A 25,162-nucleotide genomic window follows, 5' to 3' on the forward strand; every position below is an offset into this window, starting at 1 on the left:
TGGCCATGTTTCTGGTTGTCATTCCGTTGCCGATGGTTGCGAACGCCTTACCGGCTGCTCTTGCCGTTTATCAAAAAGCGTGCTCAGCAAATTGAACATGAAGACTCTTCCCGAAACCTTCCGGCCCTTCGATGCCCGCATGCTCGACGTCGGCGACGGACATTGGATTTATGTCGAGGAGGTGGGCACGAAAGGCGGACGCCCCGTCGTCTTTCTGCACGGCGGCCCCGGCAGCGGCTCGCAGACTTTGCACCGCACACTGTTCGATCCGGCGCGCGATCATGTCTTTCTGATAGACCAGCGCGGTGCCGGCCGCAGCCACCCGTACCTTTCCTGCGAAGCCAACACGACGAAACACCTGATCGCCGACCTGGAACACGTCCGCGATCACTTCGGCATCGAAAAGTGGCTGCTCGTCGGAGGTTCCTGGGGCTCAACCCTCGCCCTCGCTTACGCCGAACGCCATCCGGAGAGAGTTTCAGGCCTGGTTCTGCGCGCACTCTTTCTTGGTACGGATGAAGAGGTTCGCTGGGCCTTCGTCAACGGACCCAAGGTTTTCCGTCCCGATTTGTACGAGGCTTTTTGCAATCATCTCCCGCCTGGCGAGCGCAACGATCCGCTGGCGGCCTATATCGAACGGCTGACCAGTCCGGATCGCGCCGTCCAGGCTTCCTCCGCACACGTCTGGTTTGCCTATGAGCGCGCCCTGTCCGAACTCGCGCCAAAGCACGCCGCCCTGCCGGAGAAGGTCGCGGACGACGCGAGATTGCCACCGACGTCCATCTTCGAGGCCCATTACATCAAGAACAGCTTCTTCCTGGAGCCCGGAGAACTGCTGGCTAACGCGTCCCGGCTCGCAGGCATTCCGGGCACAATCGTGCAGGGCCGTTACGATCTTCTGTGCCCGCCGAAGAACGCCTATGCGCTCAGCTCCAGATGGCCCAGCGCCCGCCTTGAGATCATCGATCACGCCGGCCATTCGATGACCGAACCGGGAATCATGGAAGCCATGCGCCGCGCAATCGCCGGCGATCACCGTTGACGTGCAGCTCCCGCAGCACCGTCAAGATCTTGAAACATTTGCTGATTATGGCCGCGTCAGAGACGCACGCGCGTCTTCGGCTGCTTGACATTTGATGCAAACACCACGATACACCCCCTCATTGCTCTTCGATGGCGCTCGGGTCCTCGTGCCACTTTAAGCGGTTCAATCACCGCGCTCGACCCTGCATTGAGATCAATCCTTATAGACAAGGCCGCACCCCGAAAGCGCCGGTGTGGGCCATGGGACAAACCTCGGCACAGGATGCGCGGGGGGCGAAGCCCTTGGGACTTTTCCACTTTGACAACACAGACTTTCGAGGCTTTCGGATTTGCCGAGCCTCTATCGCGTGCCCTGACACAATGCGGGTACACGACGCCGACTCCTATTCAGCAGCAGGCGCTTCAGCCGCAGCTGGACGGCCGCGACCTTCTCGGCATGGCCGAGACGGGTTCGGGCAAAACCGCAACGTTCCTTATTCCCATCCTGAACAAGATCGCTGCAGAGGGACTGGAGCCGGGCTGGAAGCAGGTCGTTGCTCTCGTTCTCGCGCCCACTCGCGAGCTCGCAGTTCAGATCGACCAGGAAGTCGCGAAGCTTTCGCGTAACATGAACATCCGCCGCGCCGTCGTTCTTGGTGGCGTGAGCAAGGGCCCGCAGATCAACGCGTTGAAACGCGGCGTTCATGTCCTTGTCGCGACCCCTGGCCGCCTGCTCGATCACGTCAACATGCGAAGCTGCGATCTTTCCGGCGTGCAGACGCTTGTCATCGACGAAGCCGATCGCATGTTCGACATGGGCTTCATCCGCGACATCAAGAAGATCGTTTCGCTGATCCCGCAGAAGCGTCGTACCGCGCTGTTCTCGGCGACGATGCCGGACGAGATCAAGAAGTTCGCTTACGACATTCTGCACGAGCCCTACCGGGTCGACCTCTCATCGAAAACCATCGTCGTCGATCGTATCGATCAGAAGATCATGATGGTCCGGACGCCCGAAAAGCAAAGCCGCCTCCACACGATCCTCGCCGACGAGGAAGCCAAGCGCGTCATCGTCTTCACGCGAACGAAGCGTGGCGCTGACCGCGTCGCTGATCGGTTGGGCATGGCGGGCATCAGCTCGGCAGCCTTCCACGGCAACAAGGCGCAAAACGCCCGGCAGCGCGCCCTCAACGATTTCACGCTGGGACACATCCGCGTTCTCGTCGCAACCGACATCGCCGCCCGCGGTATCGACGTTTCGAACATCACGCACGTCGTCAACTTCGACATGCCGCTCGATCCCGAAACCTACGTCCATCGCGTCGGCCGCACGGCCCGTAAGGGCACGACCGGCATCGCGATTTCCTTGTGTGATCCCTCAGAGCGCGGCGAAATCCGCGCCATCGAGCGCATGATGAAACAGCCGCTCGTCGTGATCGACGATGTCGGCGGCGAAGCTCTGCCGATGCCGGAACGCCGTCACGACGACGGTCCCCGCCGCCAAGGCGCACCGCGCGGCGGACGCGGCGGTGAAGGGCACCGTGGCCGTCCGGGATTCCAGGGCGGAGCCGGCCGGCACCGTTCCGAACATCCGGCTGGCGAGCGTTCCAACGGCCATTCGGATGACCGCCGCCGCGATCGTCCGCAACGCCGCCCGTACGACCCCGCAGCCCTCACCGGCGGCCCGGAAGGCGCGGCCAAGTTCGGCGTCGCCGACCGCGAACACAAACCGCGTTCGGCGGAACGTCCTCGTCATGAGGGCCCCCATCGTGGCCCGCGCGGCGATCGCCAATCTGAAAATCGTCACGGCGAACACCGTCAATCCGAACACCGTCCGTCCGAACATCGCCAAGGCGAGCATCGTCAGAGCGAACATCGCGCTGGCGGCCATCGCGGCGATCACCGTGGACATGCCCGCCCATCACGCCATGGCGACGATGCGCGCCATACGGACGGCGTCCGCCATGCCGACGGCGCGCGTCCCGACCGCAATCACGGGCCTGCCGGACGTCATCGTGACGAAACCGGCACCGCCAAGCGCGAAGGCGGCCACGGACCGAGAAAGCCTCATCATGGCGGCGGCGAAGGCCGTCCCTCATGGAAGGGCGGATCCGATGCCCCGAAGTTCATGAAGCGCCGCGAGGACGGCGATCGCAGCCGCGTTCGTCCGCCCCGCTAAACGGTTTCAAATACTTGCCCTGGCGGCCGGCTCTCCGGAGGAGATTCGCCAGGGCAAACAAAGAAGTTTCAGCCCGGCCCATAAAAAAGGCCGGGCTTTTTATGCCCGGCAAGTTGGGGAATAGGGTGAAGTCGCGAGGCTGAGCTTTGCTCAGCCCTTCTTGTCAGGAGGACCGCGATCATCGTCGTTGTCGTGGGACGAACCGCCTTTGCCTTCGTGGCCGAACCAGCCGCCTTCGTGACGGCCGCCAGGGCCCCATCCGCCGGCAAACCTGTGGCCGTGATGACCGCCCGGCATGAGCTGATGCATCAGAGGCCGCAGTACGTCCTTCTGATCATCCGAGAGCGATGCATAGAACGGTGTGAACGCGCTCGAGAACGCTTTCATACGGTCAGCACGCTCGCTCATCCGCTGGCTGACTTTCTGGAAGCGGTCGGCAAGATCGGGACGCTTCTGCTCGCCACCCTTCTCCTCCTCGGCCTTGCGCTCCTCGCGCTTCTTCTTCCACTCTTCCATTCTCGCTTGCCGGGCTTTGAACCCTTCGCGAACTTGCGTTTCCACAGGAGCCCAGAGCTTCTCCTGATCGGGCGTGAGCTGAAGCGCGGTTTTCACCATCGCGAGCTTGCCCTCTTCGAGGCGGGAACGCGTTTCAGGCGATAGGTTCCAACCGGCTTTGTCAGCCGTTTTTGCGATAGCAACGGTCGCGGGAACTGCGACGACGGCCGCAAGTGCGATCCACGTACCGCGAGATAAAGTCTTCATTGGCAGTCTCCTTCGGGCCGGGGATAGGCAGGGGAATTTGCCGGCCGTCGGAGGTAACAACGAGGACGCGCAGCTGATCCGTCGCGGTCGCGCGAATTACATCGGCGCAACAATCAGCTGCACAAAATGAACAAATCGAGGGAAAATCTGGGGCTTTCGCCTCGCCCCCGCTTTATTTCCGGGCGAAGCTCGAAGCCGCTAGTTCGTCCGGTTGATGATGGCCGGCGCATGCGGATTTTGCGACGGCATGAACGGTACGTCCGCCGCCGCTGCCTTTCCCGGTTTCCGAGACGTGTCGATTTTCTGACCCGGGTTCTGCATCGGACCGTTGAGCGACGTTTGCGGCGCGATCGCTGCGCGAGCGGACTTTGCCATCGGCTGCGCGTAGACGACCGGGTCGCGTCCAGCAAAACATCCCGCGACGCAGATCACCAGGTCTTCGTTCGGCCGCGATGCGATCAACTGGCGAACGAAAGAATTATCAGGTCCCGCGAGTCGCTGTGAGCTGAAGCCATCCTCGGGAACGGTATTGAGATTTTTCGCCGAACCGTGCGGATCGGCGTCGGCGCCCGCCGCCTCGATCTGCGAGCCCTCCGTTTCCGCGTTTTCCGCGAGCACCCGTGTCAGCGGCAGAGCCACAACGAGAATAGCGAGGGCGGCTGAGCCCAAAACCCACGAGCGACGCATGACGGACAGCTCCAAATCTGAATAGATTTCGAACGAATGTGCCGTAGCGGGGTAAACAAAGGCTTACTCCCGAGCGCGCCGAGGGACGGTTTCAAATACGAGCGAAAACGACAATGACAATGACTCGGCCTACTCGTCGAGCAGACCGTTCGACCGGTTGCAGCGGCGGACGTTCACGACAGTGACAGTCCTCCCCTGCCGATCCTGTACTGCTCGGGCACGTTGTTGACGCCGCGCGTAGCGCCGCGCCAATTCTTCGTTGGAAGCGAGCTTCATTTTCTTGGCAATGCTTTGCGAAAAAGGCGACATGGAACTGATCCTCAGGTTTGGGGGACAACAGCAGCGTCCGCCCTCAGTTCCTTCCATTTTGAAATAATCTGTCGCGATGCAGCGCCTGATGAGCGTTCATTGTCCGTGAGCTGACCTCTTGTGGTGTTTTTCGCTCTTGCGGATCTTATCACTCGTAGTGCTGCTGTCGTTTTTCTCGCTCTTCCCAGCTTTTTCGCCGTCGTCACCCTTGTCGCCCGTCGGCTTTTCGGCCTCCGGTATCTGGACCTCAGGCTTCGGGGTGTCGGGTTTCTGAACGTCAGGCTTCTGGGGTTCAGGTTCATGAGCCCCAGGCTTTGCAACCCCAGACTTTGCGCCCTCGGACTTCGGCTGAACCTCGATTGTCGCCGTCATCCCGATGACAAGACGCAAATCCTCTGGGACATCCTCGAAATGAATCCGCACAGGAACGCGTTGCGCCAGCCTCACCCAGGTGAAGATCGGATTGACGGTCGCGAGGCCACTGTTACCCGGCGTGGCGTTTGACACGACAATACCACGCGCAACGCTGTCGACGCGTCCGTGCAAGACCTTGTTATAGCCAAGCAACCAGATCTTCGCGGGATCGCCATCGCGGATCTGTTTGAGCGCCGTCTCTTCGAAATAGCCGTCGAGCCAGAACGAATCCGAATCTACGATGGACAACGCCTGCTGCCCTGCTCTCGCGTAATCGCCTTGCCGTATCAGCAGGTTCGTAATCCATCCGTTCACCGGCGATCTGAGCTCGGTCCGCTCGAGATTGATATTTGCCTGTGTCAGGTTCGCATTCTGCTGGGCGAGCGTGGCCTCGGCCATCTCTGCTGCCGATGTATACGTTTGCTTCTCTTCGACCGAAGTCGCCAGATCGGTCAGAGCATTCCGTCGCGCCTGCTGCGCGTTCTTGTTCGCCAGATCGGCCTCGGCCTGCTTGATGCCTGCCTTGGCGAGGTCCACCGCAACACGGAAGTCGCGCGGATCGATCTTCATCAGCAAATCGCCCTTGTGGACGAATTGATTATCATTGATCGGAAGTTCGACCACCCTTCCCGACACCTCCGGCGCAACCGAGACGACGTAAGCACGGACCGTGCCGTCGCGCGTCCACGGCTTCCCCATATAATTCTGCCACAGGATCCACACGGCCCCCGCCCCGATCGCCGCCATGGAAAGTGTCGCAAGGACGGGCATTATCCGGAGCCGCCTTTTTATCGAGGGCGGGCTGTAGACAGTTGTCGTCTCCTGCTCCTGGCCCGTTGGCTTCGCCGGCGGCAACTTCCGGGTAGTTGATGCGATCTCCGGCATGATGCCTCGACCTAGTTATAAATTCTAAGGTGTCCAAAGATCAGGACCGTGGCCGTCAAGACGATGAGAAATACCGAAAATTCGAAGAGGGCCGGATGCCAAACGCGGCGCATCCAGCCAAACTCTACGGCGACCACCCGCCATATCATCGTGATCGCGAAGGCCAACGCCATCAGCGGTACGAACGGCGAAATAAGAACGCCCAGAATATTGATTTCGACGAAGCTCATGACGTCTGGCTTCCGAAATAATCGCCCTGACGGTCGACGGCTTCGGCAATGGCGAGCAGCATCGCTCGCGCTCTCATCCGCCCGCGCATGCCGGGTCGATCAACTGGGATCGACGCTATCTCCTTGTCAAGCTCTGCCAATGTATGCTGAAGCCTCGGTAAATCTCCGGCGGCCAAGGCTGCGAGAATGTCCGAAATTTCGGCGCCGGCACGGCGATCCGTCGACAGATGACGTAATCGAATGACCTGTACCCCGACGGTCAGTGTCGCCGCCAACCGCGATCGCTGCACCGGCTCGCACTCTGCAGGTAGAGCCACCAACCGCGAGTACATCCGCCCCTGCCACTGCCTGAACGTCCAGCGCCGTCGCCCTCCGGCCAGACGCCGAAGATCGCGAATGGATAGATCGACCAGACGCTGAGCTCGAAAACTGGGAGACGGCTGAGGTATGAGCAGAAGCGTAGCGGCTCCCGCCACGCATCCCGCAACCAGCCCGAACGCCGTATTCAGATACACCTGTGGATCGAAAACCATCACGTTTGTCGGCGCAACGAGCGGCACGAAATTGACTGTTGCAGGAACGAAGTAAGGCGCGAAAAACGGCAACGTCGATAACGCCCCTATCGGAACGAGAGCCATCGATAAGATGAGACTGAATGCGAGAAACGTCTCGTGATTGATCAGCGCCGTGAACTTGAGAATACCGGCGACCACAGCCCCAAACAGCGTGCCAGCCACCAGCCCCAACGAAGCCTTCCCGGACCCGTCCAGCATTGGCGCGAACAGCATGATCGTCACCGCTGTAAACGTCACGGCGAAAAGTCCGTTCGGCCATTGCGAGATGATCCAATAGATCACCACGACACCGACGCCGACGAAGACGCGCACGGCATTGACGAGAGCCGGAAGATAATCGGCGACAACGATGCTCGGAATGCGGACGACATCGCGCGCATGCGCCGGATCAGACAACAGCGCGAGCCCGTTGGCTGCCGACTCGAGGCCCGACGCAACTTCTGCACTCGCGTCTGCGGTAAGTCGCAACGATACATCATCAGTCTTCATGACCATGAATTTGCGGACCAGCAGCGCGTCGGTATCTCGATCCCGCGACGGTCCGCGACTCCAATCCGAGGGAAGATCATCCGCAATCGCCGCCGCAACGCGCCGCGCATCGGCGGGAGCAATCCCGCGCAAATGCGTCTCCACGACCCGCGCGCCGGAAATCGCCGTATACAAACCATCAATCGCGACGCGAAGGATCGATCTTCGCTGCAGGATTTCCGCGGATTCGCCTGCCGCCTGATCGACGACCGGGGCGAGAGCCGAAATCCTCTTTACGAGAGCGCGCCGCGTCTCAGGCCCCGTTGAGTTCCACGGGTCTGCGAGTAGCGCCACGAAATGCTGAGAAATTTCCTCGATGAGCTGCGATAGCTGCATTCGCAGTCTCTTTGGCGAGTCGCCGAGATCCGTCAGCGCGATCACCAAAGTTCCGCTGACGATCCCTATGCAGATTTCAGAAGCGCGATTGATGGCGATGAAGAAGATCTGGTCGGGATCCGGAATGGAATTGTTGGCGATGATGATCAGCGTGTAACCCGCCAGCAAGGCCGCATAGGACGCAAAGTTCTTGAGCAAGGTCGAAACGAAAGAGCAGGCCGCGGCCCAGACGAGCATTGCGAAGAGGAATCCGAAGCGGTCCTGCGGAAAGATGGCCGTGAGCACGACCGAAGCAACCGCTCCGACGATCGTCCCAACCAACCGGTAGAAGCCTTTAAGCAGCGACGACCCGACGATCGGCTGGCAGACGATCGCAGCCGACGTTCCTGCCCAGTATGGCGTATCGAGTTCGAGATAGAATGCTGTGAACAGCGCAAGGCACACCGCAGTCGCGAGACGCAACCCGAAGAGCAGCGCCGGCACAGCCGTGGCTAAGAAGTTCGAAAAGCCGCCACCAGATTTTTCCTGCGTTACCGACGATGTCATGGCGTCCATCAAAATCAAGAGCGCCTGGGATCCGACCTACAAACATAAGAGGATTTCGGCTCCGAGATGTTAAGAGATCGTACTTCGATGTTCGTCTCGGTCTCGCTTGGCCACCGAAATCGCCATCGCAATTCCCTGCCTCGGAACGACCGCTCGCGCTCCAGCTATCGTCGGGGCGTTGATAGCAAACGCTCCCTGATCGCGCGCGGAGCAAAATGACGATTGCTCAAGACGAAGCTAAGTGCGCGAAGCTCCCAAAACATTTGATCGATCATTAATTCCGTCTCGAAAATCGGAAGTATGTCGCAATCTCCGACCAAAACGCTCTTCACAAATAAGTTCTCAAGCAACGATGACGCTAGCACTTGACCTTCCGCGCCGATGAGGTCCCACTGAGAGCATTCAGGGTGTAACCCGGAGACGAGCCATGAAGGTTGCAAACATCTTGGAGGTGAAGGGAACCGAAGTCATGACCGTGCGACCCGGCGATACCATTCGCGATGTCGCTCACCGGCTCGTTGAGGAGAATGTCGGTGCTCTGGTCGTGAGCGGGGGCGCAGGCACGCTCGAAGGCATTATCTCGGAACGGGATATTTCGCGCGGACTCGCATTCCATGGCCCGAACATTGGGACATTACTCGCATCCGACCTGATGACTCGCGGCGTCGTAACGTGCGGGCCGGAAGATTCCATTTCGGACACGGCAAGAGTGATGACCAACCGCCGGATCCGGCATCTTCCGGTGCAAGACGGCAACCGCATCGTCGGCATCATCAGCATCGGCGACATTTTGAAATACCGCCTCGATGAAGTGATGCTCGAGACGCGCGTGCTGCGAGATATCGCGTTGGCAGTCCGCTGATTTGCGCCGCGCTCAGCGATAGCCGGCATGGCTCGCGTGCCACGCCGGCTATCACCTGCACGGCGCCTTTCCGACGGTTAACCCGTCGCACCAAGGCTTCGCGCCATCGATTGGAACATCTTGCTGTCGCCGATACGGCATTGCAGAAACGCCAGATAGGCTTCGAGCGCTGTCGTAAAATTGAAGCGCGTCAACGCCGTCCACGCGGCTGTTCTTATCAGAGCATACCGGCGGCGCCGGCTCTCGCCGAGATACCGCATCTTCGCCAGCGCCGGGATCGCCCCGACCGCCGCAAGCGTCAGCGATGTGCGGCGCTTCTCTTGAATGGCGTCGATGGCGTCATAGGCAGTCGCGAGTGCCTGAATGGTCGTTCGTGGCCCGCTTGCCGAACGCATGAGTTCTTCGAAATTCGGCGCCTCGGAAAGTCCCTCGCAGGGATCTCGGCCGGAGCGTTCCCTCTCGCGCGCCGCATAGAGCGCGAGATCACGCGAGAACGATTGCCGCGCGCGAAACAGCGACGCCACCTGCGATTGATGGAGGCGATAATATAAGAATGCATCGGGCAGGTTCGCGATGTGATGCCGTTCCGAAAGCCGCAGCCAGAGATCGTAGTCCTCGGCGTGCTGGAAAGCTGTCCGGTATCCCCCACAAGCCAAGACCGCGTCTTTTCTCATCATCACCGTCGGATGCGAGATCGCGCAGCTGCCCTTCTTGTAGAGTTGATCGCGGATCGCATTCGCATCGAGCGGGTAGTTTGACCGGTCGCCGGTCACTCTGCCTTCGGCATCGATCGTCACCACCTGTGCACCGACCGCAGCGACATCCGGCGCGCCTTCCAGATATTCGATTTGCGCTTTCAATCGGCCCGGCATGGAAATGTCGTCGGCGTCCATGCGCGCCACCAGCGATGTCTCCGCTGCGTCGAGTGCGCGATTGAGCGCTGTGCATAGCCCGAGCTGCGGCTGATGGATGATCTCGATCTTTCCCTTCCAATCCAGATTGGAAAGAAAAGAGGCCGTCCCATCCGACGAGCCGTCGTTGACGATGATCAGCTTGTTTATGAATTCTGCGTCGGCGGCTAAACTGGCGATCGCCGGCGCAATATATCTCTCACCATCCCGCACAGGAATGATAACATCCGCCTTTGGAAGCATCATCGCATCCCCCACACAATCATTGTCCGATGAATTCGCGAACGCGAACTGATGACGCGCTGACTGACTCACAACCAACAATGGGAGTGCGGTGGGCACAGCTTGGGGCAGACGACAGCTACGTCGCCGCGATTGAATAAATTTCGCCCGGCCGAAATACCCGGATCACAATCCTGGACGCATACGGATAAAAAAATTAATTTTTAAAAGTCTTGGCCAAACTTCGCATAAGGCTGAGAGCCAAACGTTGCTTCCGGCTCAGCGCACGTCCGCTACGTTGAAACTCAGCTAAAGATCTCTGGATTTTCGCGACACGTCTCGATCCGCTGCCCGCGTAGCTACCCTCCGCCGGCAAATCGCGGAAGAAAACTTCGCCGAGATAAAGATAGTCGCCGATGAATTCCCAAATATGCTCCGTTGAGCGCGTAGCCGTTGCCAGATATTCGCTCAGGATTTTTACATTGGCGCGGGCCGTGCCAACGGACATCTCTTGCGACCATTTCACCGACATGGCCGCGGGATGGCGCCGGTACCGCCACAAGACTTGCGGAATGACGCGCGTTTCATAACCCGCCTTGAAATACCGAAGCCAGAATTCCCAATCTTCCGCTTCACCCCGCGTCAGGCCGCTGTCGTACTTCAGCTCCTGGAAGGACTCCGTATACCCCATGTGATTGTTCTTCAGATCGTTCCACACGAAGTGCGAAAAATGCTGAAAAACCGTCGGGGCCCGAACGCCGGATTCGCTGCCGAACATCTCGTACCAGCCCTGAACCGATCGGACGTTTTCGGAGAAGTTGCTTTGCAGATATTTTCGGCTGACGGCGATGAAGTCGCGAAGAAGCAAATCGTCCGCATCGACGAACGCGAACAGCGGCGTATCGCAGGCCTCCAGCAGGCGGTTCCGGGTTTCAGCGAGGCCCCTCCAGTTGAGATCGATCACCGAGACATTCTTATAGGCTGCGGCTTCTTTCAAAATCGCGAGCGACGACGGTTTCGAGCTTCCGTCATTGCCGACGATAATCTTCGCCGGCATCTCCGATTGATTGAGCGCGGATTCAATGGTGTCGAGAAGGAACCGGTCCGGATTGTAGGCGGGAATGAGAACGCTGACGGCCCAATCACTTTCTATCCGCGCGGGCGCGATATACGTCGTAGCGGCCTTTGGAGCCAGCTGTTCATAGGCTTCCACATATCGCGAGGGCGCCGTGCGCTCGGCGACATGATTGATGATCTCGCGGCGATCGTCTTCCATATGCCGGAAAAACTGATCGATCGGATACGCCGAAATATCGCGCGAACCGGCGTCGACACAATATCTGTCCCGCAATGCCGCGGGTATGAACTCGCTCTGCGCGCTACCTGCAAGCATCACCGGCGCGACGCCGCAAAGAATGGACTCGGCCGCCGCATAGCAGAATGTTTCGCGTGGCGACATATTGATGAGAACATCGGCCTCGCCGACGCGCTCGAGCGAAATCTCGCGAGGCTTTCCGGCGACGAAAGAGACCTGGTCGCAAAAGGGATAGAACGACTGCAGTATCTTGTGCTTGAATTCGTCCATCGACAGATCCATGGGCTGGACCGGGCCCAGGAACTCGACGCTGAATTGCGGATGATAGTAGAGGAACCGCTTTGCGAGATCCGTGAATTGCGAAAGTCCCTTCGATACGATGACGGTCCCGTACCACAGGATCTTCGACGGATTCCACGTCGCCGAAATTTTCTTGGACGCGAGATTGAGCGGCTCTGGAACGATTTCCACGCGCTCCGTCCCGATATCTTGCACGATAGCCAGATTTCTTGCCGCCGCTTCGGAAGGACAAATCACTCGGTCGGCCAGGCGAAAGCATTGATACTCGAGGTTCACGGCCTGAAATGTCGACCTCGGAATAAATGTCTTTTGATGCCGCGAGATATTGTAGGTCGTACCGTGATTGAACACAGTGATCAGGCAATTGTTCAGAGACGGCTCGACGTTCCGGCGCTGCAACAGACAGTAAAGCGGCGCGCACCAGTCCGTCCCTTCTATGACGTCGAACCCGTGCTGCCGATGCAGAGCGATAACGGCATCGGCCACCATCGACGATATGAACAGTCTCCGATCCACCATTTTGTGGCCGTCGACTTTAATCGGCATGACATGCAGAAAATGCTTGAACTCAGCGGACGTGTAAAAGCGATTTCCCCTATCACGCCATGTGAGCACATGGCACTCGTGTCCAGCATCATGAAGAGCGCTTGTCGCTTCCGATAAATATGTGGCGATGCCTGCCGTCTCGCCGAAAGACGGCACCTCTGGACTTACAAATAAAATTTTCACCGATGCGTCTCCGTCGGAGATAATATCAATGATAAAAATAAGTGGGGACGCACACAAAATAGCTGCCGGCCGGGCGCAGCACATCCTGGAAAAAATATCGGATGACTCTGCAATACGCGCGGAGCTGAAATGAAAAATACGCAAACGAGGAATGCAATCGTCGTAACCGAAAGATCCGTCCACGTCTATGTTCGGCGGGTCACAGAAAAGCTATTCAACAAGCGTTTCGAAAAATGAGTCGGGGATCTGGATTTTCGGACACGCGAAACCACAAGCACTCAGTGATGTTCGCATCGAATTGACAACCACAGCAGCGTCCAATCACACGCATCGCGCAGAGCAAAACAGCGAGACGCGGCCCCGCTCCGCATATCGCAACCTACAATCGCTTTCGTCGCTCGGTCGAAAATCGACAAGTCCGTCCGTTGAATTTTGCAAAGCATGAAGGTGGCGACTTTCTCTGTCGGCCGCGTCCATTTGCCCGCATCCCCCTCATTACTCCGCAAATGATCCGCCGTTAGATAAGGAYGAGCGAAACTCCGCTTCGACTTCCTTTCAGCGACGGACGCCTCGGCCTTCCGTCGATCCGTCCCTTATTTAAGAACAACCCCTCCGTGATCGCGGCGCGGAGGGTGAACGGGACAGTACGTAAATAATGTCAGAACCAATCTTGGGCAGACCACAACAACTCTCGACGCACGTTGCGTTCTTCGTAGCGGGTTTCACGCTCGCTGCCTGGGCACCACTCGTGCCCTTTGTCAAAGATCGGAATGATCTCAGCGATGCCAACTTGGGTCTGCTTCTATTGTGCCTCGGCGCCGGTTCTGTCACCGCTATGCCGCTAGCAGGAATGTTATCGAAACAGTACGGCTGCCGCCCAATCATACTCGCCGGCGCATTGCTTATCGCGTTGTCTCTGCCCGTACTGTTGCTCACGTCGTCAGTTCCTCTTGCTGCCCTCATGCTCTTTCTGTTCGGCGCGGGTGAGGGAAGCATGGACTGCGTCATGAACGTCCAAGCGATCATCGTCGAGCGAGCAAGCGGTCGGGCGATGATGTCCGGCTTCCACGGACTCTTCAGCTTGGGAGGGCTTGTCGGCGCCGTTATGATGACGCTGATGCTAGCGTCGGGAGCGTCGCCCTTCGTCGCCGCCATGGCCATCGTGTCCGTAACAGTCGTAGCGATGGCTGCTGCGGCGCCCTATTTGCTGACGTATGGCGCGAAAGGCGGCGGCCCGGCCTTCGCGGTCCCGCATGGCGTGGTCCTGCTCATCGGCCTTCTATGCTTTGTCGTCTTTCTGGTGGAGGGCGCCGTCCTCGACTGGAGCGCGGTATTTCTGACCGCAAACAGAAATGCCGATCCTGCCAACGGCGGCCTAGGATACGCGGCCTTTGCACTTACGATGACGGTTGGCCGATTGACTGGCGATGCCTTTGTCGAGCGCGCCGGACGCACGTTCGTGCTGCTGGCAGGACCACTCTGCGCTGCAATCGGCCTTTTGATGGTAACGCTTGTGCCCTTCGCATGGAGCGCCGTCATCGGCTTTAGTCTCGTCGGCATCGGTTGCGCGAACGTCGTTCCGATCCTTTTTACCGCGATCGGACGTCAGACAACGATGCCCGAGCATATCGCCGTACCCGCCGTAACGATGCTCGGATACGTAGGTATCCTCGCAGGTCCCGCATCCATCGGCTTCATAGCGCAGGCCGTCGGGCTACCCCTTGCCTTCGTTGTAGTGGCTATTCTTCTGATCGGCGTTGCCGTCGGCGGCCGTTGGCTGAAGGTTTGAAGTCTTGGACGCTCGTCCGATACCATCGCAAATCGATCCGCACACGAAGTGTCGCCTAAAATCTTAGGCGACTTCCCGGCGGCGATCTTCGCGGGTCAGTCAGCGGAGCGGCGAAGAGGAAAAAGAGAACGAAGCCTCGGGTCGCGCAGCCAGAGACCTCCCCACATGAATAGGCCGAGATAAATCCCGAAGAGCACATGTGTGAACAGCGGGCTATCGACGCGCATGTGCGTTGCGACGGCCCCGCCGAGATATCCTGTAAGGAGGATCGCTCCGAGAACCGACGTTCGGGGAACAGCGTAGAGCAGCGTGGAGGCGAGGAGAATGACCCCGAGCAACGGCGCCTTTGCCGCGTCCCATCCTATGCCAGCGGATGCTTCAGGCATATCGGGCACGAACATGATCTTTATGACGGCATCAAAGCATAGAAAAAGTACCACGAGGGCCTTCATCCCCCTGCCGATCCAGAGGCTGCGGTTGGCAGTGCTGGAGGGATGATCGGCGGCCGATCCTGCCGACTTCGGAGTGCTCATAGCTTGCGTCCTTTCTGGGCAAGGAGCGCGGCAAGCTGATCTGCGCACTGGTTCCATCCGGCCTCAAAGCCCATGTTCTGGTGCATGGAACGGTCCTCATCCGACCAGTGCCGCGCGCGCGCAATATATTGGGTACGACCGCCGAGATCCTCGAAGCTCACAATGATCGTTGCGAACGGCTTGGCCGATGGTATCCAGGCGTCCATGTAGGCGTCGGTGAATACGATGCGCTCATTCTCGACGACCTCAAGATAGACACCGCGCGTCGGGAACTCGTTACCCTGGCCATCGCTCATGACGATCAGCGATGTCCCACCGGGCCGGACATCTAGTTCTGCTTTCACCACCGTCCATGGCTGCGGGGCGAACCACTGCTTCAGCACATCTGCTTTCGTCCATGCCTCGAACACCTCCGCCGGAGGAGCATCGAAGATGCGCTCGATCTTCAACTCTTCGACCGTGTCTAGCCTATCAACCATCACGTCATCTCCTTGTCCGGCGAGAGGTCCTGCGAGAGGCCCAGCAAAAATGTTGGACGGCTCGACATCTCACGGTAAGTTCGCCAGTAAGTTACTTCACGAAAAGTATCTTGCTGTCAAGATACTTGCTGCCGAGAGATTGCAATGGATCGCGCGAGAATGGCTGTCGAACAATGGGCTCGGGAGCGTCCGGACCTCCCATCACTACCGATGGCAGTGTTCGGGCGTCTATCGGAAGCATCGGAACGGGTGTTGCGTGAGCACATGAATCCGCTCTTCGCATCGGCAGGGCTACAGCCTGGAGAGTTCGATGTTTTGGCGACGCTTCGTCGGTCGGGAGAGCCGTACAGGCTCTCGCCGACGCGCCTGTACGAGGCGACCATGATCTCCTCGGGGGGAATGACTAGCCGGATCGACCGCCTTGAAAAAGCGGGCTTGGTAGAGCGCCTCCCAGATCCGGACGACCGGCGAGGCAAGCTGATTGCCCTGACAGAGCGGGGCCTGATTGTGATCAATGAAACAATCGGACGTCATGTCGCCAACGAAGTGCAATTACTCAAAGCACTGACCAAAAGCGAACAGAAGCAGCTCAGCGAGCTTCTCGAAAAACTGATTGCAGCGCTTTAGAGTCCTCTTTGAAGGAGGAAGCCCTCCGACTTCAGTCGGATGCTGGCTGTAGCGGCGTCAAAAGAAGGGAGACCGGCAAATGGCGCGCCAGATTCGGCGTCCGTGGCCAGCCCGCTTTTGCCGTTGTTGTAAGGAGCGCGAGCCCTCCTATATTGGCGAGGCGCGCGGTGACAATGCTCGCTGCGTAGTAGCTGGGGACTGGATGTTAGAGCTTGTGTGATAAGGCTCTCTGAATCTCAGAGAGCCTCGTGAATTCAAAGCTGCCGGGTGCATGCGCACCTGGTGGGCGTTTTTTCACGTCTGTCATACGAGACTTCCATGAACATCTCACGAAGTGAACAACGTGCGCTGCACGTTCTGGCCCTTGGCGGCCGCATCCTGCACAAGCGTGGCGACAGTCCCAAAATCACCGCCGTCACATGCGTCACGCGCGAGGGGATGATCCTTGCTGACTGCGACCTGACTATCTTCAACCGATTGCGGCGGAAACGGCTGATCGAATCGCGGTCGGGCAGCCCATATCGGATATCAAAACGCGGCCTCATCACCGTCCGCGCGCAACTCGACAATCAGGGGGAATGACATGCTAATCCGCAATGAGACCGCCGGTGACATCCCGGCGATCAGCCGGCTTGTGACCGAAGCCTTCCTGATGCTTGCGCAATCCTCTGGAACCGAGACGAGCATCATCGAGAAGCTACGGGCAGAGGGCACACTTGCCCTCTCACTTGTGGCAGAGGAGGACGGCGAGGTGATTGGTTATCTGGCCACCTCGGCGGCGCGGATCGGGACGCAGGACGGCTGGGGTCTGATCGGCCCGCTTGCCGTTTTGCCGTCAAGGCATCGCCAGGGTATCGGCGCGGCCCTGATGGCAGAAGCCCTCCGCCGGCTACGCGCGACCAGCCGGGGCGCGGCGCTGGTAGGCGACCCCGCATACTATGGCCGGTTCGGCTTTCGGACCTTCCCAGGTCTCGGCGTAACTGGCTGTCCTCCCGAGGTGGTTCAGGCGTTGCCGTTCGACAGCATTGAGCCGCGCGGGGAACTGATTCATCACCCGGCATTCGGTCTGCACCAACAGGAGTGACGAAAGGTCGGGCTGTGTGTCGTCGAGACGTACAGCCCGACCGCTCGTCGTGGCGACGGGCGAACGGTATTTTCGCATGCCGACTGGTGAAATGCGCTGATCGGCGGCAATTGCGGGCCTAAGTTCGAACTCGCATCAAAGCCTGAAGGGCTCGGGAGCAAGGCGACCCGGCGCGAGCGCCGCCCATGCGGAGCGCCTTTCGGCGCGTGAGCCCAAGGTTTGGCGGAGGGGGTGGGATTCGAACCCACGAGACCCTTACGAGCCTACACGCGTTCCAGGCGAGCGCCTTCAACCACTCGGCCACCCCTCCATCGCAATCGCGAAGCAGCGCACTTAACCCATCCGCGCCGGAAGCGCAACGCCGCTCGGCAAGTCTCGGCACTTGACCGCTGTCCGCCCCGGTCACACAAAGGTGCGACGCAAGGCACCGGGCCCTCGATCCCGGTAAACGAGCAAGCGCAAAAATGACCTCGTCGGTGCTACTGAAAATCTCTGCCGGACTGGCCGTATTGAGCGCAGCCGCCTACGGTTGCCTGTGGTATGCGGCCGGTGTGCCGAATAATGGCTGGTTGCTGCGCCTCGCCCTGGCCGCCTTCCTCATCGCGGTCGTCATGAGCGTCGTGAACCCCGAAACCCGTCCGAGACTGATGCTGCGGTTTCTCGCCGCGCTCTTCGCCCTGTGCACGCTCATCGCCTTCGCAGCCGATATTTCACGGGTGCCGGTCGACGGCACGTCCCCCGGCTCCATCTCCTTGATGCAGCACCTGCAAAGCTGGGCGCCAGCCTTTCTGGCGGCCCTGCAGCGATCGGTCACGAACTCGATGGAGCCGGTCCTCTGGGACCCCGTCCTGACGTCGGTTTTGTCGCTGCCGGGAACGCTGATCTTTCTGCTGCTCACGATCGCCTGCGGCTACCTCGGACGGCCGCGCCGCCGGATCCGCATTTTTGCGAACGACTACTGAAATCAGCGCCGCCTGCCGGCGCAAAAGCAGCCCGCTAGGACTGAAACGAAATGGGATAGGCCATCGTATACTGGGCATCATCCCAATAATAAGAAGGAGCCAATCCATGTTTGCCAGGAAGCAGGTCGCCATGCCGGCCGCGGAGCAGGCGCCGAAGGGCCGCCCGGACTCAATTCTCGGCGCCAATGCCGAGCACTACATCTTTTCGCGGCCCTTGCAGCCGCCCTATCCCGCCGGTCTCGAGGTCGCGATCTTCGGGCTCGGGTGCTTCTGGGGCGCAGAGCGGCTGTTCTGGCAGCTGGGCGACGGCATCTGGATCACGGCCGTCGGCTATGCGGGCGGTTACACGCCGAACCCGACGTATGAAGAGGTATGCACCGGCCGCACCGGACACACCGAAATCGTCGTCGTCGTCTTCGACCCGAAAACGATCTCTTACGACACGCTTCTGAAGACCTTTTGGGAAGCCCACGATCCGACCCAGGGATTTCGCCAGGGCAACGACATCGGCACGCAGTACCGCTCCGCGATCTACACGACGACGCCGGAGCAGTTCGCTGCCGCCGAGGCATCGCGAAAGGCCTACGAAGAAGCCATCGCCCGCCAGGGCTATGGACCGATCACGACAGAGCTAAAGCCCGCCGGTCCGATCTATCTGGCCGAGGGCTATCACCAGCAGTACCTGGCGAAGGTACCGCACGGCTACTGCGGCTTGGCTGGCACGGGCGTCACTTGCCCGAAGCCCGCTTCGACCTCCGAAACGGCAAAGAGCTAAGTCTGCCGCAGGAAAATCCGATTGAAGGCCGCTAGTCATATGGCGGCCTTTTTATTTGGGATCGGCCGGCTTCGGATCCTGCGTTGCGGCTTTGTGCAAATGCGGCCGAAGGGCTGGGCTATTGGCCAAATGCGCCGGCAACGCCTTCGCCGCACTCACGGTCGCACTCGTACTCGTACCCGAGCCCGGCACTGCCGCAGCGCTGGCGAGCGCTGAGTGGACGGCCGCAGCCTTCGCCAACGTCTTCTTGACTTGTATCGGCGTCAGCAGCGCTTCACGCGGCACCGGCACCGGATCGGGACCGGACGCGAGAACCGCTTGGCATTCCTTCGGCAGCTCAGCCAGCATGAGTGGCGCCTTCGGCGGCTTTGTGCCGTCGGCCGGCTGCGGCACCGGTTCGAGAGGCACCTTGGACGGAACCACTTTCGCCAGCCACTGATCGACTTCCTTCCCGCATCCGTCATCGCCCGTCGGCGGCGGCTGCGGCGCGCACCCGCCAAAACCGTCCGGACATTTGATGCGCATGTGGAAATGATAGTAGTGCCCGAACCAGGGCCTGACCTTTCCAAGCCACTTACGGTCGGTCGCATCAGCAGCCTTGCACAGCGCCTTCTTGATGGCCGGATGCACGAAAATCCGCTCGACTTCCGGATACGACGCCGCCCGTTTGATGAGCGCCACCTGCTTTTCCGAAAAGACCGCCGGATCGACGGCAAGCCCGGTGCTGTCGAGCATCGACGTCGCCTGCAGCTCTTCGCGTTCCTTTGTGCTGAGACGGCGATCCGGCATCGGCGTCAGCCAGATATCGGCGTCAAGCCCGATCTGATGGCTCGCGTGTCCGGTTATCATCGGACCACCGCGCGGCTGCGCGATATCGCCGACGAGCAGACCAGGCCAGCCATCGAGCTTCTGCGCATCCTTGGCGAACCGCTGGACGAGATCGATCAGCTTCGGATGACCCCAATTGCGATTGCGTGACAATCGCATCTCCTGCCAGGCCGGACCGTCGATCGGCAGCGGCACCGCGCCCGAGAGACAACCGCGCGAATACGAACCAATCGCCCGCGCCTCGAGCGGCGCCGGAGCCTTGGCCGCGCCAAAAAGATTTTTGGCGCCGATGAACTTCGGCCAGACCGGCTTTTTTGCTGCCGCAGATTCGGTCCCCGGAATGGGCTCGACCTTGATCGCAACCGGGCGTGCAGTCGAAGAGCTTGCCGCAGGCTTCGCGCCCGCCGGATGGTCCGTCGCCACCGATCCCGTGGTTGCGGCGGCGTCCGCAGGTGCGGGGCTTTGCGCTTGCGCCGCGCTGCCCGGCTCCTCACCTTGCGGCCCGCTCTCATCCGAACTTGAATTCGAATTTGAAATCGTCAGCAGACCGTTCCTCGGCACGAAATCCGGCAGCGTGTGGTGCTTGCCGGCGTCCGGATGTGCGGGATCGGGCGAAACAGGAACGCCGCTCGAAACGTCGACCGGTTGCGGGTCGGCGCGAAGCGGTTCGATGAATTCCGGCACTGACAGCGGCACGCCCGGCGATTGGAGCAACGAAGCGCCAACCATAGCCATCGCACAGAAGACCGCGAGCATTAGTAACCTTGCGGCCCTCATGCTTTGTCCCCGTTTTTTGACTCGCGTCATCTTAGACCATTCTCAGGCGAAATTCAGACCCGGCATCGATTACAGTTGCAGTGTTGCCTAGCGCCACATTACCCGTCGTGGGCCATAACGGCTGCCCGGCCAATCCAACTCGTTAACTCCATCGCGAACCCAATTATGAAACGCGTTCAGAAGGTTACCCGATCCGCCTCCACAGAGACGGCGCCGGAAGCCAAACCTGCCTTCCGCATCGACAACGGCATATCCGGTGCCAAAGCTCGCCTGATTTTAGCGCATGGAGCGGGAGCGGGGATTACTTCTTCGTATATGGAAGCCATTGCCGCACTGCTCAGTGAACGGGGCATTGCGCTCACGCTCTTCGAGTTCGCCTACATGGCGAGCCGGCGCGACGGCGGGGCGAAGCGGCCGCCACCGAAAGCCGAGAAGCTGATTCCCGAATTCCGGGACGTGGTAAGCGCCGTCGCCCGCGAAAATCCTCGCCAAAAGCTCTTTATCGGCGGCAAGTCTATGGGCGGGCGCGTCGCGAGCATGCTCGCCGATGAACTCTACGAGCAAAACGCGGTTCGTGGACTTGTCTGTCTCGGCTATCCGTTCCATGCACCAGGCACGCCCGACAAATTACGCACCGAGCACCTGACGAAGCTTCGCTGTCCCGCCCTGATCGTCCAAGGTGAGCGCGATCCGTTCGGAAGCCGCGGCGAAATCGAAAAAATCCGGCTTTCCAAGCAAATCACGTTCGCCTGGATGAGCGACGGCGATCATGATTTCGGTCCGCGCGGAAATTCTGGCTTCACGCGCAAGGGAAATCTTGCGGCAGCCGCCGATGCTGTTGCGGCATTTATCGCGAAGCATTCGGGCCCGCGTTGACGCTGACCTTCGACCCACCTACGGTGCGCGCCTTCGCCTCAAGACAAGCCTTTGTAATACCAACCTCACCGACCGCAGCAGCACCCGATGACCGCACTCGTCTTCACGCCCGACCAGGCCGCCGCCAGCACCGACTCCAAGGCCTGGCCGTTCGAAGAAGCACGCCGGCTGATCAAGCGGCTGGAGCGTCTGCCTGACGGCGCGACAAAGACGGTCCTTTTCGAAACCGGCTATGGCCCGTCGGGTCTCCCGCACATCGGCACGTTCGGCGAAGTCGCACGCACGACGATGGTGCGCCACGCCTTCGAGGTTCTGACCGAAGGCAAGCGCAAGACGCGCCTCCTTTGCTTTTCCGACGACATGGATGGCATGCGCAAAATTCCGGAGAACGTTCCGGATCGGAAGGCCCTCGAGCCCTACCTGCAGATGCCACTGACGTCGGTGCCCAACCCGTTCGGCGGCAATTACGCGAGCTTCGGCGACCACAACAATGCTATGTTGCGGCGCTTCCTCGATACCTTCGGCTTCGAATACGAATTCGCCAGCGCCACCGAATACTACAAGGCCGGCCGCTTCGATGAGGTCTTGCTGCGCGCCGTCGAACGCTACGACGACATCATGAAGGTTATGCTGCCGACGCTCGGCGCAGAACGTCAGGCGACGTACAGTCCGTTCCTGCCGATCTCTCCGAAGTCCGGCCGCGTCCTCTACGTCCCGATGAAGAAGGTCGACCCGAAGTCCGGCACGATCACGTTCGCCGATGAAGACGGCGAGGACATCACGCTTCCAGTCACAGGCGGCCAGGTCAAGCTGCAGTGGAAGCCGGATTTCGGCATGCGTTGGGTTGCCCTCGGCGTCGATTTCGAGATGTTCGGCAAGGACCATCAGACGAACGCACCGATCTACGACAAGATCTGCGAAATTCTGGGCGGCGTCGCGCCGGAGCACTACGTCTACGAGCTGTTCCTCGACGACAAGGGCGAAAAGATTTCGAAGTCCCGCGGCAACGGCCTGACGATCGACGAATGGCTGACGTACGCCTCGCCCGAAAGCCTCTCGCTTTTCATGTACCAGAAGCCGAGAAGCGCGAAGCGGCTCTACTTCGACGTCATTCCGCGCGCCGTCGATGAATACCTGCAGTTTCTGTCAGGCTACCCGAAGCAGGAAGCCAAGCAGCAACTCGATAATCCGGTCTGGCACATCCACTCGGGCGCGCCGCCGAAGCCGCAAATTCCGGTCACGTTCGGATTGCTGCTCAATCTCGTTTCGGTTTCCCACGCGCATACGAAGGATGTGCTGTGGGGCTTCCTCAACCGCTACACCCACGGGGCGACGCCGGAAGACAATCCGATCATCGACCAGCTCGCCGGCTACGCGATCCGCTACTACGAAGATTTCGTGAAGCCGTCGAAGAAGTTTCGGACGCCCGACGACGTCGAGATCGCAGCACTCGAAAGCCTTGACAAGGCGCTGGCGGCACTCCCGCACGAGAGCGACGGCGACACCATCCAGAACGCGGTGCTCGACGTCGGCCGCGCCATTCCGCGCTACCAGGACCCGACGAAAGTCAGCCCGACGGGCGGGCCCGGCGTCAAGCTCGACTGGTTCCAGGCGATCTACGAGATCCTTCTCGGCCAGGAACGCGGCCCGCGCCTCGGCACGTTCATCGCGCTCTATGGAATTCCGGAAACGCGCGCCTTGATCGCCAAGGCACTGACCGGCGCCCTCGCCAACGCCTAGACGCACTGCGACTGCGGTTGTGCGGTTGAGACTGCGGCGCGGATCAGCGCGTTAGACGACCGGGCTCGCAGCCTCGGATTCCCCGGATGCCTTCACGGTTCGGCCGCCTGACTTCTGGCCCAGAATATCGGTGCGCCAAATCCGGTCGATCAACCCGACGAGGCGCTCCTCGCGCGCTTCGATCTGACCTTGCCGCCATTCGCGCTCGTCGATCACGTCACGCGTGATCGCGAGCATCGGCGCCTGGCTCGAACCCTTCGAATAGATCTGCTTCTTGTCGTCCCAAGACGCGTTGCGCGCCCGGTCGTTCTCCTGTTGCGTGATGAGCACGAGATTGCCCAGGCTCTCGACGAGTTGCCCTCGCTCCTCCGTGCTAGGGAAAAGCTGCCGCCAAGGGCTCGAAGCCGCTGGCCGCTGCGGCAGCACATGCTCGATCGTATAATGATCGGGATCGACGGCATCCATCGTCCCCGACAGTTCATCGCCGAGGCGAAGCAGAAGCAGCTTGCACACCTTCGGATTGCGTTTGTGAAAATCCTTGAGATGAAATGCGATGCCGCGCACCTCGTCTCGCGTCAATTGCAGAACCGGGTGCGATTTGTCGATCGGCTCGCCCGAGCGAATGACCTTGATCAGGTCTGCAAAGCGGCGGACGCGCTTACCCGATCCGGCGCACAACAGCCGCGTCAGCATCGCCAGCCGTTCGATTTCGCTGAGCAGGAAGAGCGCGCGGGCAGGATCGCGCTTCCAGTCCTTCAGCGCGAAAATCGCCGCCGGCGCCCAATCGGCCTCCGGCAAACGATTGAGATACGTGAGCAACCGCTGCATCTCCAGCGGCAATACATTCCTACCGCCGCCGCGAATGAGCGCATACGACTTCGCGAGCGGCAGGAAGACCTCCTTGAAAAACGCTTCCGAACCGCCGGAATCGCGAATGACCTGACGCACGCCCGAGACGATCTGCAGGCGACCGTGACCGTAGATCGTCCTGAGATGGGCGAAAAAGGGCTCGAAACCTTCGCCGAGCTCGGCGCTCATTTCATCCCACATCGCGACGGCCCATTTGGCGTCGCCCGAGGACATGCGCGCGAGGATGTCCGATTTCAGAATATCGTTGCGCTGCAGCTTCCGGCCGCGCTCGTTTAGAACGACGAACATCTGGTGCGAGCGATCGATATCGTTGCCGACGATGACGACGACGAAGCAGCGGTCCGCAATGAAATCGGCGAGCCTCGCGCGAGCGGTGTTCGTGAGTTCCTCAAGCACGGACTTGAATCGATCGCGGACCTCGAGAAGCGTCGCTTCCGGGAGCGTCGGCGACGCGACGTTGGCCGGCAGCACCGAGCTTCCCGGCAGCAGCACGTTGTCTTCGAAAACCGCGCGCTCGCGCGTCGAAAGATGCAACCGGAAGCGTTCCGTCCGGAAAAACCGCGTGCCGAGCTGCGCGATGAGCATGCTCTGAACGCGCTTTGAGACGACCTTTTTCGGATCGGTTTCGAGGTCGCGAAGCACCGCCAGCAGTGTCATCAGTGTGACGAGGCGCTGCTGTCCGTCGATCACACCGAATTCGCGCGCCGTCATCTTGGGCGACAGCTTCACCGTCTCGGCTCCGGGCGCATCCATCAGCACGACGGCGCCGAGGAAGTAAGCGGGCTCCGCCTGGTCGTCCGATGAAATACCCGCGGCTTCAAGAAGATCGTCGAGAAGCTGCTCCGCCTGCTCGCGCCCCCAAGAATAGGGCCGTTGGAAAAGTGGAATATTCAGCAGGTAAGGACCGGACAATAATTCTGAAATGCTTAGCGATGCCGTAGGATACACGAATGCCACAACCCTCTTGACTGCCATTCCAGGGTCTAAGTATCTCGCCTCCGGCTAAAAC

At 60.0% G+C, this 25,162-nt stretch carries 23 protein-coding genes and 1 tRNA gene; 11 read left to right on the forward strand and 13 right to left on the reverse strand.

Annotation, left to right across the window (positions count from 1 at the left end):
* Positions 1-97 precede the first annotated feature (97 nt).
* Both pip and AB4Z24_RS05225 read left to right on the forward strand, forming a co-directional pair.
* Positions 98-1,042, forward strand: a complete 945-nt coding sequence (gene pip, locus AB4Z24_RS05220; protein ID WP_441706337.1) for a prolyl aminopeptidase — start codon at positions 98-100, stop codon at positions 1,040-1,042.
* 300 nt (positions 1,043-1,342) lie between these two features.
* Positions 1,343-3,202 carry a DEAD/DEAH box helicase gene (locus tag AB4Z24_RS05225; protein WP_441706338.1) on the forward strand — a complete coding sequence of 620 codons (1,860 nt, stop codon included), beginning with the start codon at positions 1,343-1,345 and terminating at the stop codon, positions 3,200-3,202.
* A gap of 150 nt (positions 3,203-3,352) precedes the next feature.
* Here the strand turns inward: AB4Z24_RS05225 and AB4Z24_RS05230 are convergent, their stop codons facing one another.
* The 6 genes from AB4Z24_RS05230 to AB4Z24_RS05255 form a co-directional block, all read right to left on the reverse strand.
* A complete protein-coding gene (locus AB4Z24_RS05230; protein ID WP_441706339.1) occupies positions 3,353-3,964 on the reverse strand; it encodes a Spy/CpxP family protein refolding chaperone in 612 nt (203 codons plus the stop codon).
* Positions 3,965-4,162: 198 nt separating this feature from the next.
* Positions 4,163-4,651: a hypothetical protein gene (locus tag AB4Z24_RS05235; RefSeq protein WP_441706340.1), complete on the reverse strand. Its 489-nt coding sequence runs from the start codon at positions 4,649-4,651 to the stop codon at positions 4,163-4,165.
* A 129-nt stretch (positions 4,652-4,780) separates the two neighbouring features.
* The gene (locus AB4Z24_RS05240; RefSeq protein ID WP_441706341.1) at positions 4,781-4,960 is read right to left on the reverse strand and encodes a hypothetical protein; all 180 of its coding nucleotides are present in this window, start codon (positions 4,958-4,960) and stop codon (positions 4,781-4,783) included.
* Positions 4,961-5,056: 96 nt separating this feature from the next.
* Positions 5,057-6,145 (reverse strand): efflux RND transporter periplasmic adaptor subunit, encoded by a 1,089-nt coding sequence (locus AB4Z24_RS05245; protein WP_441706342.1) that lies wholly within the window; start codon positions 6,143-6,145, stop codon positions 5,057-5,059.
* 125 nt (positions 6,146-6,270) lie between these two features.
* Positions 6,271-6,489, reverse strand: a complete 219-nt coding sequence (locus AB4Z24_RS05250; protein WP_441706343.1) for a DUF1656 domain-containing protein — start codon at positions 6,487-6,489, stop codon at positions 6,271-6,273.
* Positions 6,486-8,474 carry an FUSC family protein gene (locus tag AB4Z24_RS05255; protein ID WP_441706344.1) on the reverse strand — a complete coding sequence of 663 codons (1,989 nt, stop codon included), beginning with the start codon at positions 8,472-8,474 and terminating at the stop codon, positions 6,486-6,488. The genes AB4Z24_RS05250 and AB4Z24_RS05255 overlap by 4 nt, the downstream gene beginning before the upstream one ends.
* 427 nt (positions 8,475-8,901) lie before the next feature.
* Here AB4Z24_RS05255 and AB4Z24_RS05260 point away from each other — a divergent pair, with 427 nt between their 5' ends.
* Positions 8,902-9,336 (forward strand): CBS domain-containing protein, encoded by a 435-nt coding sequence (locus tag AB4Z24_RS05260; protein ID WP_441706345.1) that lies wholly within the window; start codon positions 8,902-8,904, stop codon positions 9,334-9,336.
* 77 nt (positions 9,337-9,413) lie between these two features.
* On the opposite strand, the gene AB4Z24_RS05265 is transcribed toward AB4Z24_RS05260, so the two are convergent.
* Positions 9,414-10,493, reverse strand: coding sequence for a glycosyltransferase (locus AB4Z24_RS05265; RefSeq protein ID WP_441706346.1), 1,080 nt, complete (start codon positions 10,491-10,493; stop codon positions 9,414-9,416).
* A gap of 193 nt (positions 10,494-10,686) precedes the next feature.
* Entirely contained in the window at positions 10,687-12,813 is a 2,127-nt protein-coding gene (locus AB4Z24_RS05270) for a glycosyltransferase (RefSeq protein WP_441706347.1), read from the reverse strand.
* A 655-nt stretch (positions 12,814-13,468) separates the two neighbouring features.
* On the opposite strand from AB4Z24_RS05270, the gene AB4Z24_RS05275 reads away from it, so the two are divergent.
* A complete protein-coding gene (locus AB4Z24_RS05275; protein WP_441706348.1) occupies positions 13,469-14,602 on the forward strand; it encodes an MFS transporter in 1,134 nt (377 codons plus the stop codon).
* A gap of 95 nt (positions 14,603-14,697) precedes the next feature.
* Here AB4Z24_RS05275 and AB4Z24_RS05280 read toward each other — a convergent pair whose 3' ends face one another.
* Together AB4Z24_RS05280 and AB4Z24_RS05285 are read right to left on the reverse strand one after the other, a co-directional pair.
* Positions 14,698-15,135 (reverse strand): DoxX family protein, encoded by a 438-nt coding sequence (locus AB4Z24_RS05280; protein ID WP_441706349.1) that lies wholly within the window; start codon positions 15,133-15,135, stop codon positions 14,698-14,700.
* Positions 15,132-15,614, reverse strand: a complete 483-nt coding sequence (locus tag AB4Z24_RS05285; RefSeq protein ID WP_441706350.1) for an SRPBCC family protein — start codon at positions 15,612-15,614, stop codon at positions 15,132-15,134. The genes AB4Z24_RS05280 and AB4Z24_RS05285 overlap by 4 nt, the downstream gene beginning before the upstream one ends.
* 144 nt (positions 15,615-15,758) lie before the next feature.
* Here AB4Z24_RS05285 and AB4Z24_RS05290 point away from each other — a divergent pair, with 144 nt between their 5' ends.
* The 3 genes from AB4Z24_RS05290 (at position 15,759) to AB4Z24_RS05300 (ending at position 17,325) form a co-directional block, all read left to right on the forward strand.
* A complete protein-coding gene (locus AB4Z24_RS05290) occupies positions 15,759-16,241 on the forward strand; it encodes a MarR family winged helix-turn-helix transcriptional regulator (protein WP_441706351.1) in 483 nt (160 codons plus the stop codon).
* Positions 16,242-16,559: 318 nt separating this feature from the next.
* On the forward strand, positions 16,560-16,823 hold the full coding sequence (locus AB4Z24_RS05295) for a YjhX family toxin (protein WP_441706352.1): 264 nt from the start codon (positions 16,560-16,562) through the stop codon (positions 16,821-16,823).
* A 1-nt stretch (position 16,824) separates the two neighbouring features.
* The gene (locus AB4Z24_RS05300; RefSeq protein ID WP_441706353.1) at positions 16,825-17,325 is read left to right on the forward strand and encodes a GNAT family N-acetyltransferase; all 501 of its coding nucleotides are present in this window, start codon (positions 16,825-16,827) and stop codon (positions 17,323-17,325) included.
* Between the two features lie 220 nt (positions 17,326-17,545).
* On the opposite strand, the gene AB4Z24_RS05305 is transcribed toward AB4Z24_RS05300, so the two are convergent.
* Positions 17,546-17,635: transfer RNA gene (locus AB4Z24_RS05305), tRNA-Ser, on the reverse strand.
* Between the two features lie 154 nt (positions 17,636-17,789).
* Between AB4Z24_RS05305 and AB4Z24_RS05310 the strand changes: the two genes are divergently transcribed.
* Positions 17,790-18,287, forward strand: a complete 498-nt coding sequence (locus AB4Z24_RS05310; protein ID WP_441706354.1) for a hypothetical protein — start codon at positions 17,790-17,792, stop codon at positions 18,285-18,287.
* A gap of 106 nt (positions 18,288-18,393) precedes the next feature.
* Positions 18,394-19,062 carry a peptide-methionine (S)-S-oxide reductase MsrA gene (gene msrA / locus AB4Z24_RS05315; RefSeq protein WP_441706355.1) on the forward strand — a complete coding sequence of 223 codons (669 nt, stop codon included), beginning with the start codon at positions 18,394-18,396 and terminating at the stop codon, positions 19,060-19,062.
* Positions 19,063-19,113: 51 nt separating this feature from the next.
* On the opposite strand, the gene mepA is transcribed toward msrA, so the two are convergent.
* Positions 19,114-20,646 carry a penicillin-insensitive murein endopeptidase gene (gene mepA, locus AB4Z24_RS05320; RefSeq protein WP_441706356.1) on the reverse strand — a complete coding sequence of 511 codons (1,533 nt, stop codon included), beginning with the start codon at positions 20,644-20,646 and terminating at the stop codon, positions 19,114-19,116.
* Positions 20,647-20,832: 186 nt separating this feature from the next.
* Here mepA and AB4Z24_RS05325 point away from each other — a divergent pair, with 186 nt between their 5' ends.
* Positions 20,833-21,543: an alpha/beta family hydrolase gene (locus AB4Z24_RS05325; RefSeq protein WP_441706357.1), complete on the forward strand. Its 711-nt coding sequence runs from the start codon at positions 20,833-20,835 to the stop codon at positions 21,541-21,543.
* A gap of 87 nt (positions 21,544-21,630) precedes the next feature.
* On the forward strand, positions 21,631-23,283 hold the full coding sequence (locus AB4Z24_RS05330) for a lysine--tRNA ligase (RefSeq protein ID WP_441706358.1): 1,653 nt from the start codon (positions 21,631-21,633) through the stop codon (positions 23,281-23,283).
* Between the two features lie 51 nt (positions 23,284-23,334).
* Here the strand turns inward: AB4Z24_RS05330 and AB4Z24_RS05335 are convergent, their stop codons facing one another.
* A complete protein-coding gene (locus AB4Z24_RS05335) occupies positions 23,335-25,128 on the reverse strand; it encodes a DUF262 domain-containing protein (protein WP_441706359.1) in 1,794 nt (597 codons plus the stop codon).
* Between the last annotated feature and the right edge of the window lie 34 nt (positions 25,129-25,162).

The organism is Hyphomicrobium sp. 2TAF46 (assembly GCF_052114865.1).
Lineage (GTDB): Bacteria > Pseudomonadota > Alphaproteobacteria > Rhizobiales > Hyphomicrobiaceae > Hyphomicrobium_B.